The sequence below is a fragment of the Sulfitobacter sp. W074 genome, from assembly GCF_025142275.1.
GTDB lineage: Bacteria > Pseudomonadota > Alphaproteobacteria > Rhodobacterales > Rhodobacteraceae > Sulfitobacter > Sulfitobacter profundi.
In genome coordinates this window covers 2,520,620-2,531,228 of record NZ_CP081130.1, presented here as the reverse complement: position 1 = coordinate 2,531,228, position 10,609 = coordinate 2,520,620, and the positions used below count along the sequence as shown (strand labels likewise).

The following is a 10,609-nucleotide window of genomic DNA, read 5'->3' as shown; positions in this document are numbered from 1 at the left end:
GCTGCACAGCTTGCTTGCAAGAAGATCAGGGTGAGGTGGTGTGCGACATTGATTGCACGGCATCTGTCTTTGTGATGTCGCAGTTGCTTCAGTCCCAACCCGAGAGCGTGCAGCGTTTCTTCGCGCCTGTGCCCGGGGATCTTGGCCTCGCCGGGATTGATCTCGGATCTGACCCTTTCCCACCGCGAACCACCTCCCTAAGTTGACCGGCCGCATCGAAGGGTGACGGCCCGGTTTCGCGACGTTTGCTGCCACTGCGCAGCGACACGCTCGACCTTATCTGTCACTTTCGGGAACGACCTTTATGTCTATTCATCCACCGCGCGATATGTCGCGCAGGCGTGTGCTGTCCGGCGGGCTTGCCACAGTTGGGGCGACGCTGATCCTACCTCATGTCTCCCTCGCAACGACAACGGGGGAGTCGATCCGCGCCCTTCAGTATGACGGCGATGCACTTGTTGTGGCTTCAAAGCGCAAGCTTTGGCGCGTGCCCGCCCCAAGCGACATCCAGCATGTGTCGTTGGAGCGATCAATCACCGCGATCACCAGCCATCCAGAGACTCCGGGCACTTTGTTCGCGGCAGTTGATCCTGTCGGCCTTATGCGCAGCCGGGATGGGGGGCGCACATGGGCAGACGCCAGCGCGGGCCTGCCGGCAACCCGCGTCACCGCGCTCACCCAGGCCGCGCTTGAGCCGGATATGCTCTATGCCGCCCTTGCGGATGACGGGCTTTGGCGCAGCAAAGACGCGGGCGAAAGCTGGGAATTCGTCATGGACCGGCCTTATCTCGATGGGGCCGAACGCGAGGTGTTGACGCTCGTCTCGGTGGGCAATCCGACTGGCATGGGCGGCATCTGGCTTTATGCCGGAACCGACGCCGGGCTGACCCGCGTGCCAGATTGTTTTTGCCGTTGGCAAGATGTGACCGCGGGCGATGCGATGGATGCGCTGGCTGCGGGTAAAACGCCGCCGCCTGCCAAACCTCTGCCCGAAGACCAGCCGATCACCCATCTGGCGCTCTCCCCCAAAGCGCCTGAACGGCTCTACGCTGGGCTGGCGACTGGCCTTTGGACCTCGACAGACGCAGGCGTGAATTGGACGCGTGCCGCGCCGGGAAGGATCGAAGCGCTGGCTGTCGACCCTGCCGACCCTGAAAACCTTGCCGCAGTTCGCGACGGCATTCTTTCGGTCAGCCGCGACGGTGGGCTGACCTTTGACCCCCTCAACATCCCTCACGGAGACCAGACATGAACAGCAAATTCACCCTCGGCGCGGCCGCAGCTCTCACCGCTGCCGGTATCATCGGTTTTGCCACCTTCGGCATGGCCGAAAGCGACAAAACAGCGCCCGCCGACACCGCAGCAAGCACCGTCCCGGCGGACCGCCAAATGACCATCTGGCGCGACCCGTCCTGCGGCTGCTGCGACGCCTATGCCGACTATGCCGAAGAGAACGGCTATCACGTGACCCGCATCGACGATCGGGATTTCGACAAACGCTCGGTTGAGGTTGGCGTGCCGGAGCAAGGGCTGGGGTGCCACCTTGCCGAGGTCGATGGCTACTACGTTAGCGGTCTGGTGCCTGTTGAAATTATCCAGCGCCTGACTTCCGAGCGCCCCGATGTCACCGGCATCACACTCCCCGGCATGCCGCAAAACGCGCCTGGCATGGCAGGCAAGAGCGGCACACTCAAAACCTATGCTTTCGGTGAGGACGGCGTGGCCGTGTATTCAAATGAATGAGGTTGGATTGATGAATATGATGAACGGAACTATGATGAATGGGCCGATGTCGGTCGGAATGATGATCGCCTGTGGCGTGCTCTTCCTCTTGGTGCTGGCGGTGCTGGTGCTGGGCGTGCTGGCCTTGGTCAAATACCTACGGCGGCCCGCATGAACCGGTTGGGTCTGACAGCCATGATCGGCATCGCGGGCGCGGCGGCGGTCGCTGTCTGGGCCGGGGGGAAGGAGGACAGCCCCCCGGTGCTCGCCGTGCTTGGTGTGCCGGTGGACGCAGAGATGATCGAGCGTGGCGCGGGGCTTTATGCCGAAAGCTGCGCGTCCTGTCACGGTGCCGATCTCGAAGGCCAGCCGGACTGGCGCAGGCGGCTCGACGATGGCCGTATGCCCGCGCCGCCGCATGATGAGACGGGCCATACGTGGCATCATGCCGATCAGCAGCTTTTCGACATTACCAAGAACGGGTTGGCTTCGGTCGTGCCCGGCTATGAGAGTGACATGCCGGTGTTCGACGGGATCCTGAGCGATGCAGAGATCACGGCCATCCTCGGCTATATCAAAAACACGTGGCCCGAGCGGGAGCGCGGCTTTCAGGCCGAGGTCACCGCCAAGGATGAGGGCGGGACATGAGCAAGGACAGCCGGTCTGTCCGCAAGCCTCGGTGGTCGCTGTTCATCGCGGCCCTGCCTGCGATGGTCTTTGGGGCCATCGCGGCGGCGTTTCTCTGGGGGCTGTTCAACAACAACGATAGCCTGCCCAGCACGATGATCGGCCGGGACATTCCTGAGTTTGAGCTGCCGCCCATCGAAGGGCGCAGGAAAGGGCTCACGACGGCTGATCTGCGTGGTGAAGTGTCTCTCGTGAATGTCTGGGCTTCTTGGTGCGTGCCTTGTCGGGTTGAGATGCCACTGCTGGTGGAACTGGCCCAAACCGACAGCGTGCCGATCCACGGCATCAACCTCAAAGACAAGCCCGCCGCCGCCCGCAGGTTCCGTGCGGAACTTGGCGATCCTTATGACCGGATCGGTGCCGACAACTCGGGCCGAACTGCGATCGACTGGGGCGTCTATGGCGTGCCGGAAACCTTTGTTATCGATGCCGAAGGGCGCTTCGCTTACAAACATGTCGGCCCGTTCAATCGACGTTCGCTGGAGGAAGATATCCTTCCCGTGGTGCGGCGTTTGCAACAGGAGCAGAACGCATGAAGCGGCGTGGGTTTCTGAGCGGCGCATTGGCGCTTGGGGCTTCGCCAGTCGCGGCGCGCACCGTGATGGCGGAACATCAAAAGCCCCTGCCAATGCTGTCGCCGCCCATCACGGATGGGGCAGGGCGGAGCCTGACTTTGGCGGACTTTAGTGGCCGGACGGTGTTGCTCAATATCTGGGCGACGTGGTGCCCTCCCTGCCGTCATGAAATGCCCACCCTTGATCGGCTTCAGGCGCGATTGGGTGGGGCGGAGTTTCACGTTCTCGCACTCTCAATCGACAAGGGCGGGTTCGACATTGTGCGCGATTTCTATGCCGAGATCGGCATCACGCATCTCGATCTTTATCTGGCGGACCAGTTACGGGCGATGATGGCTTTCGGCGTTGTCGGCCTGCCCACGACACTGCTGGTCAACCCCCAAGGCCACGAGGTCGCTCGCAAGGTCGGCCCCGCCGCTTGGGACAGCCCGGCGGCCATTTCCCAAATCCAAAGCGTCATTGCAAAAGGGTGAACCCAACAGTGACCCAACGTTCAAAAGCAAACCGGTCCTCATCCGCAATCTCCATGTCCTTTTGGCGTCAAACCCTCATGCTGACCGGCGCGGGTGCGCCTGACACGCTGTCCCTGCTATCCGGTGAACCGCAGGACTCCGCCGCGAGCGTCTGTAGAGTCAGTTCGCGTCCGACTTTACGAAAGGCTGTTTTTGGACCTTCGCCGCGCAGTGCGCCGGCAATTGCTCTGTGCGGTTTCTGGACTACGCAGCCCCCACTGCCGAGAGGTGGCCTTGCGAACAACTTAGGAAAGATGAAACTCTGCCGGCCCTTGCGGTGTTCTTTGGGTAACTAACGGGGGAGAACACATGAAATACGTCGTATCAACGCTGCTCACTTTGGCCACGCTGGCTCTTTTTCTGCTTAGCTTCGGCGCGTTGATCGAAACCAACCTTTGGTGGGTGCGGATGACGGATTTCCCCCGGCTACAGTATCTAATTGCGCTCATAGCAGTTCTTGCCCTGATCGCGATTTCTCGAACAGTTAGCCGCAAGCTTCGGATGGTTCTGGTTGCGCTTGTCGCGCTGGCGATCGGCTACAACACCTTGAAGCTTTTCCCCTACGTGCCCCAGAGCAACACCCCTCAATTTGCCTGCGAAGCCGACCAGAAGTTCGTAGTAATGGTCGCCAACGTAAAAAAAGGTAATAGGAGCGCAGATGGGCTGATCCGGCTTGTCGAAGAGCACAGCCCCGATCTATTCCTCGCTTTAGAGACCGATGAGTGGTGGGATGCGGAACTCGCGGCTTTGGATAGCCAAATGCCGCATAAGGCTCAGCGCATCACCGGTGGGTTCTTCGGCATGCACCTCTTCTCACGCCTGCCAATAAGCGAAACTGAGGTCATTTTTCCAGTCGAACAGGACGCCCCTGCTATCCTTACGAATGTCGAGATGCCGTCTGGAGACAGCGTTCAGTTCATGGGGCTACATCCCCGCCCGCCGCACCCGGGGCAATCCTCTACGGGGAGGGACGCTCAGCTGATGTGGGCGGCACTGAAGTCCCGCGGCAGCGACCTTCCGGTGCTCGTTGCAGGTGACTTGAACGCAGTCCCATGGGAAACCTCCATTGAGCGGCTCCAGCGCGTTGGCGGCTTCATAGATCCGAGAGAGAAATTTGGCTATAAGCCCACTTACGACGCGCATTCTTGGTGGATGTCGTGGCCACTCGATCAAATCCTGCATCAACCGGAATTGGCTGTCGCCAACTTTGAAGTGTTGCCGGAATGGGGTTCGGATCATTATCCGATCAAGGTGGAAATGTGTAACACGGCCACGGATTCGGAACCGCCCCAACTGCGCAAAGATGATATCGCAGAGGCCGAGCAGGATATCGACCTTGCCATAAGATCCGCACCAGACCAGCGGTGAAGTGTTCAAGCAAGGCAAAGCAAGGTCCGCCGCCAGTGGCGTAGAACGCGCTACGGGCAAAGGTGTATTACTCTTGCTCCCGTGCCTCATAAATTTTGACCAGTAGATTGCCGAGCGTGCCGATCAGCATGAGAAATGACCCCACAATGAAGATCCATACGCCCACTGTTTGCCATTCCATCCCAACTTCCTCCCATCTCTTAAAGGTCGGGAGAAATGCAATACTCCCGAGGAAGAACAACGTATTTCCTGCAAGCCCAATGCCGGTGTGAATCCAACCGTAGTCCTGCACCAAAGTGCGTATTGCGTTACTCATGTTGCATCTCCTGACTATGTTACCATTTGACAGGACCAACGCGAGGAGTGAGCTTTGGGTCCAGCTTCTTACTCTGCCGCTGGCCGCTTAGTTGCCGGTGCTTCTCCGCTGAAAAACAAACCATTTAGGGCCACTGCCGGGGGCACTTCCGGGTCTCTCATCCCCGTGGTTCGATACCAACTAAATGCAAAGGAGAGAGAAATGGCAAACGAAGATCAAGCCAAAGGTAAAGTGAAGGATATCGGCGGGAAGGTTAAAGAGGAAGTCGGCGACGCTGCTAACAAGGACGACCTAAAGAACGAAGGCCAGGCCGATCAGGCCGAGGGCAAGGTCCAGAAAGGCGTCGGGGACGCCAAAGAGAAACTGTCTGACTGATCCAATTGGTTCGCCACCACCTTCCTTTCCAGTGGTGGCGTTCCACCCTGTCGAGGCTCCACGTCCAATATCCAGGGCTCTCAATGATCACCTAAGGTCTGTGTCCCATCAACGGTCTGTTCTGCCCGCACGATGGATGCGACTTACCCCTTATGAAAGCCTGCCCTTTGGGACCTGATGGGAGTGCTCGAATGGGCCGAAATCTGAAGGCATTGCTATGTGCCCTGACCCGCGACGTTGAGGTGAAACTGCGCCTGATGGCTGCATTTAATAGTAAAGCGAGGAACGACCGCAATGGTTGATACAAGGCTTCCAACGGTGAGTGAAAAGCCCGCATTTATGATCGCTCTGGGCTGGTATGCGAACCTTGTGTCAACGCCGTTTGAACTTTCCCCAAAAGTGCCGAAGTAAAATTCCCCACTTGCTTGATTCCGGTGATCAGCCGGCACAGTGATCAGCGGCTCCATTCCTTACTATTGGCGGCCGTCCGCGGCGCTTTGGCGGCGGTGGCGGAGCGATTGGAGCGTTGGCTCGGACACGCTCGGGGATAAGGTCGGCATGGCCACGCAGACGGTAGCTGGCGCCCTCGATCTTGATAACGACAGCGTGATGCAGGAGTTGGTCGACCAGTGTGGTCGCGACGACTGGATCGCCGACGATTTCGCCCCATTCCGCGAACCTGCGGTTCGAAGTGAGGATCATGGCGCCCTTTTCGTAGCGAGCGTTGACGAGCTGGAAGAACAAGTTTGGACCTGTCGCGTATTTGTGCCGCTCCGAGTGCTAGTTTAAGCCACCTTTCGCTCGAAAGCGACAGGGCTTTTCCAACCCAATGCTGAGTGGCGGCGGCGCGGATTGTAGAACCCGTTTATGTATTCAAAGATCGCCATCTCAGCCTTGCGCCTTGTCTCCCAAGGATGCCGCCAGATCAGCTCTGCTTTGATGGTCTTGAAGAACGTCTCGACCGCCGCGTTGTCATAGCAATTGCCCTTGCCGCTCATCGATACCTTGAACCCGTGCTGGCGCAGGAGTTTCTGGTAGTCGTGTGAACAATATTGCGACCCACGATCCGTGTGATGAATGCAGCCTTTGGGTGGTTGCCGGAACGCGATGGCCATCTTCAACGCCCGGATCGCGAGGTCACGCTTCATGCGGTTACTCACAGCCCAGCCGATGACGCGTCGGGAATGCAGATCCAAGATCACGGCCAGATACAACCAGCCCTCGCGCGTCCAGACATAGCTGATGTCACCGGCCCATTTCTGGTTTGGTTGATCCGCCGTGAAGTTCCGATCCAATAGGTTGGGCGCAATGTTGAACTTGTGATCGCTGTCGGTCGTCACCTTATGTTTGCGTGTTCTCACAACAGATACGCCGTTCTGACGCATCAATCTGCCAACACGGCGGTGCCCGACATCCAAGCCGATCTCCTTAAGCTCTTCCGTTATCCGCGGCCTGCCGTAGCTGCCCAGGCTGAGACGGGACTGTTCTTTGATATGTGCCAGCGTCACCAGATCAGACCGCTGTCTGCGGCTGGCTGGCCCACTGCGGAAAGCCCGCAAACCGCGCATGCTGACATCCATAACCTGACACAGGCGCGCTGCCGGAAACGCATCCCGGTGTTCTTCCACGAACCTAAACCTCACGGCTTTTGGCTCGCGAAGAACTGCGTTGCTTTTTTTAGGATGTCCCGCTCCTCCTTGAGAATGCGGTTCTCACGCCGAAGCCGGTCATTCTCTTGAGCAAGGCTCAAATCTTCTTTCGACACCACGTCTGTGTCTCTGTGCGCGGTGATCCATTTGTTAAGCGTCGACATACCGACGCCGAGATCATCCGCCACCTGCTTACGCGTTAGCCCGCTGGTCAGCGCGATCCGCACCGCATCTTGGCGAAATTCGTCCGTCCGTTTCAATCCCATAGTCAGTCTCCTTTGTTGCAGTAAATGCTATCAAAGGAGCGGCACAAATACGCGACAGGTCCAAACCTGGCTTTCACGAGCATTATCATGCTGCGCGTGCCGGGCAAAAGCCCATTGTAGAAAGAGCGGAGCAGTCCAAAAAAGGTACGCTTGACGAGTTGTGCAAGAAGCACCTTGAATGGCTGGAAAGGCAGGTGGCCGCTGGAACTATGTCCTCCAAAACTCACCAAAGCCGCCGAACCGGATTGAAGCAGGCATGCGAGACACTTGATCCGGACGGAGATCGTATGGGCTCGCTCAATTGCGATCTCCCAGAAGAAGCCTTTGCTCATATTCAGGACGCGTTTGGCATTCGCACAGCAGCTGCGGACACCTGCATAAAGGCTTTACGTGCCGCATATAGGTGGGGGGCAAAACGTGGCTTCCCCAAGAGCAGCCCTGTATTCGAAGTGGAAAGGGTGCATCTCGAAGGTGGCGGCGCCAAACCGTGGCGGGCTGAAGATGTTGAGAAATTTCTGGCAACCCACGGTCCTGGCACCATGGCGAGATTGTGGTTTTGTCTCGCGTACGACAGCCACGGCCGTATTGGAGATATGCATCTGCTCGGCTCAAAGAATTTGGTGCAGTACGACGGTGAACGCTACCTTGAATGGCAGCCCACTAAGCGTGGCTCGGCGTTCGTATCTATACCGCTTGGTGAAATGCTCGCCACGGAACTTGAGCTGCACGAGGATCGCGACGTCTTCTTGGCAACCCGGCACGGCAAACCCTTCGCATCGCCCGGTGCGCTCGGCAACCGTGTGCGGGAATGGATCATAGAGGCCGGCCTTTGCGTCGAAGCGAAAGATGCTGACGGCAACTTAATTTATGAGCTCAAGGGCAAACAGAAAACCGTCAAGCGACGCGCCACGCGGTCACAGCATGGTATCCGCAAAGGTATTGCCGAACTTATGGCGGAACGCGGTGCCACGGAGTACGAACTTATGGCTGCGTTCGGCTGGAACGAGGCGAAGACTGCCAGCGTCTACACCAAAAAGTTTCACCGTCGTGGCGCGGCAACAGCGGCATCGAAGCGCATTGCCGAAATGAAGAGTGGACCACGGGAACCAGACTGTGGTCCACATTCGGAACTCAAGGTCAACAAAACAAATAAATTTGAGGATAAGTGGCAGCCCGTAGGGGAATCGAACCCCTCTTTCCAGGTTGAAAACCTGGCGTCCTAACCGATAGACGAACGGGCCACTCTTTGTCAGGTCAGTGCAGCGTTTCGTGTGTTGCTGCTCTGTCTGTGAGCGGACGTTTAAGTAATCCGGCGGGGGGCTGCAAGCAGAAAAATGAACTTTTTCTAGAAAAAGTTTTCAGGCCCGCGCGGCGTCCTCCAAACGCAGTTGAACTGTGCGCCGACCGCGGAAATTATTGATGTCGAGACGCCCGGCAAGGTGGAAGCGCGCGCCGCCGTGGTTTTCAAGCGCGGGGCCGAGGGGGCCGTCGTAGGCGCCGAACGCAATCGCTTCGAGGTTCGCGCCCAGACCGTCGCCAAAGCTAACCTTGAGGTGGTTCTCGCCTACGCGTTTGGCAAAGCGGATTTGCATATCGGCGAAGGCATAGCGCGGGGCAGGGGCGCCCGCGCCGAAGGGGCCGGCCTGGTCGACCATCTCGGCCAGTTCTACCGTGGCCGCGCCGGGCATCATCATGCCGCAGAGGTTCAGATCAGCGGGGCCAGCCAGATGCGCGCCCTGTTTGGTGAGCAATTCGCCAAGCCGTTCCATTGCCGCGTCGATCTTGTCTTCGGCCACCGTCAGACCCGCCGCCATCTTGTGGCCGCCGCCCTTGATCAGCAGCCCTTCGGCAGCAAGGCGCTGGATCGGCGCGCCAAGGTCGATGCCACTGATCGAGCGGCCTGAGCCTTTGCCGATGCCGTCTTCGACGCCGATGACGATGGAGGGGCGGTTGGCGGCTTCTTTGAGGCGCGAGGCGACGATCCCCACCACGCCGGGGTGCCAGCCGGGGCCAGCGGCCCATGCCAGCGGCCCGTCAAAGCCGCGCTCTTCGGCCTGTGCCATGGCGCTGGCGCGCACGGCGGCTTCGACCTCGCGGCGGTCGGTGTTGAGCTGGTCCAGTCGCTCGGCCAAGGCCGCGGCCTCATGCGGGTCGGCGGTGGCCAAAAGCCGCGCGCCAAGGTCGGCCTGCCCGATGCGCCCGCCCGCGTTGATGCGGGGGCCAAGCAGAAAACCGAGGTGATAGGCCGTGGGGGCCGTGTCCATCCGCGCCACATCGGCAAGGGCGGCCAGACCGGGGCGCGCGCGGCGGGCCATGACCTTCAGACCCTGACGCACAAAGGCGCGGTTGACGCCGATCAGCGGGGCCACATCGGCCACGGTGGCCAATCCCACGAGGTCTAGCATCCCCATGAGGTCCGGCCCCTTAAGGCCCGTCTCACGCAGCTGGCGGCCTGCTTCGACGAGCATCAGGAACACCACCGCAGCGGCACAGAGATGCGCCAGCGTGCCGTCTTCGTCTTGCCGGTTGGGGTTCACCACAGCGAGCGCATCCGGCAGCGTCTCTCCGCCCAAGTGGTGATCGAGCACGATGACATCCGCGCCCTTGGCAGCGGCGATGGGGCCATGAGACAGCGTGCCGCAGTCGACGCAAACGATCAGGTCATGGTCGGCGGCGAGTGCCGACATGGCCTCGTCATTGGGGCCATAGCCTTCGTCGATACGGTCAGGGATATAGAGCGTCGCGCGGTGGCCCATGTCGCGCAGCCAGACGAGCAACAGCGCAGCGGAAGAGCCGCCATCCACGTCGTAGTCAGCGAAAATCGCGATGCGTTCACGTTTTTGGAGGGCCGAGAGAAACCGCGTTGCGGCTGCCTCCATATCGCGCAAGCTGCGTGGGTCGGGCAGCAGGTCGCGCAGGGCGGGGGCGAGAAAGCCCGCCGCCTCGGTGTCGACCACGCCGCGCCGGGCCAGCACTTGGCACACTGGGTCGGGCAGGCCCGCGCGCTGCACCAGCAGTTCCGCCGCGCGGGTCAGTTCCACGTCAGGGCCGATCCAGCGCCGCCCGGTCAAAGATGTTTCGACACCGAGAAAGCTCATGCGGACCTCATCTGGCCGTTATGGAAGGGGGTGGGGAGGGC

12 protein-coding genes and 1 tRNA gene are annotated in these 10,609 nt (G+C 59.8%); 8 read left to right on the top strand and 5 right to left on the bottom strand.

Annotation, left to right across the window (positions count from 1 at the left end):
- Positions 1-304 precede the first annotated feature (304 nt).
- The 7 genes from K3762_RS12495 (at position 305) to K3762_RS12465 (ending at position 4,864) form a co-directional block, all read left to right on the top strand.
- A complete protein-coding gene (locus K3762_RS12495; protein WP_240791606.1) occupies positions 305-1,252 on the top strand; it encodes an exo-alpha-sialidase in 948 nt (315 codons plus the stop codon).
- Positions 1,249-1,743 carry a DUF411 domain-containing protein gene (locus K3762_RS12490; protein ID WP_132445081.1) on the top strand — a complete coding sequence of 165 codons (495 nt, stop codon included), beginning with the start codon at positions 1,249-1,251 and terminating at the stop codon, positions 1,741-1,743. Before K3762_RS12495 ends, K3762_RS12490 begins: the two co-directional genes overlap by 4 nt.
- A gap of 10 nt (positions 1,744-1,753) precedes the next feature.
- Positions 1,754-1,897 (top strand): hypothetical protein, encoded by a 144-nt coding sequence (locus tag K3762_RS12485; protein ID WP_260009635.1) that lies wholly within the window; start codon positions 1,754-1,756, stop codon positions 1,895-1,897.
- Positions 1,894-2,370, top strand: a complete 477-nt coding sequence (locus K3762_RS12480) for a cytochrome c (protein ID WP_132445079.1) — start codon at positions 1,894-1,896, stop codon at positions 2,368-2,370. The genes K3762_RS12485 and K3762_RS12480 overlap by 4 nt, the downstream gene beginning before the upstream one ends.
- On the top strand, positions 2,367-2,945 hold the full coding sequence (locus tag K3762_RS12475) for a DsbE family thiol:disulfide interchange protein (RefSeq protein WP_132445077.1): 579 nt from the start codon (positions 2,367-2,369) through the stop codon (positions 2,943-2,945). The genes K3762_RS12480 and K3762_RS12475 overlap by 4 nt, the downstream gene beginning before the upstream one ends.
- Positions 2,942-3,457, top strand: a complete 516-nt coding sequence (locus tag K3762_RS12470; RefSeq protein WP_132445075.1) for a TlpA disulfide reductase family protein — start codon at positions 2,942-2,944, stop codon at positions 3,455-3,457. The genes K3762_RS12475 and K3762_RS12470 overlap by 4 nt, the downstream gene beginning before the upstream one ends.
- 348 nt (positions 3,458-3,805) lie before the next feature.
- The gene (locus tag K3762_RS12465) at positions 3,806-4,864 is read left to right on the top strand and encodes an endonuclease/exonuclease/phosphatase family protein (RefSeq protein ID WP_132445073.1); all 1,059 of its coding nucleotides are present in this window, start codon (positions 3,806-3,808) and stop codon (positions 4,862-4,864) included.
- A 67-nt stretch (positions 4,865-4,931) separates the two neighbouring features.
- Here the strand turns inward: K3762_RS12465 and K3762_RS12460 are convergent, their stop codons facing one another.
- Positions 4,932-5,180, bottom strand: coding sequence for a YrhK family protein (locus tag K3762_RS12460; protein WP_120351446.1), 249 nt, complete (start codon positions 5,178-5,180; stop codon positions 4,932-4,934).
- Between the two features lie 201 nt (positions 5,181-5,381).
- Here K3762_RS12460 and K3762_RS12455 point away from each other — a divergent pair, with 201 nt between their 5' ends.
- Complete coding sequence (locus K3762_RS12455) at positions 5,382-5,555, top strand: CsbD family protein (protein ID WP_132445071.1); 174 nt, start codon at positions 5,382-5,384, stop codon at positions 5,553-5,555.
- A gap of 438 nt (positions 5,556-5,993) precedes the next feature.
- Here the strand turns inward: K3762_RS12455 and K3762_RS12450 are convergent, their stop codons facing one another.
- The 4 genes from K3762_RS12450 to recJ all read right to left on the bottom strand — a co-directional run bounded on the left by K3762_RS12450 (position 5,994) and on the right by recJ (position 10,568).
- Positions 5,994-6,257: an ATP-binding protein gene (locus K3762_RS12450; protein ID WP_276321498.1), complete on the bottom strand. Its 264-nt coding sequence runs from the start codon at positions 6,255-6,257 to the stop codon at positions 5,994-5,996.
- Between the two features lie 83 nt (positions 6,258-6,340).
- A protein-coding gene (locus K3762_RS12445; protein ID WP_260009627.1) for an IS3 family transposase occupies positions 6,341-7,470 on the bottom strand; the annotation gives its coding sequence in 2 pieces (ribosomal slippage) (positions 6,341-7,236 and positions 7,236-7,470; 1,131 coding nt in all).
- A gap of 1,166 nt (positions 7,471-8,636) precedes the next feature.
- Positions 8,637-8,711: transfer RNA gene (locus tag K3762_RS12440), tRNA-Glu, on the bottom strand.
- Between the two features lie 117 nt (positions 8,712-8,828).
- Complete coding sequence (gene recJ, locus K3762_RS12435) at positions 8,829-10,568, bottom strand: single-stranded-DNA-specific exonuclease RecJ (protein WP_132444438.1); 1,740 nt, start codon at positions 10,566-10,568, stop codon at positions 8,829-8,831.
- Positions 10,569-10,609: the final 41 nt, after the last annotated feature.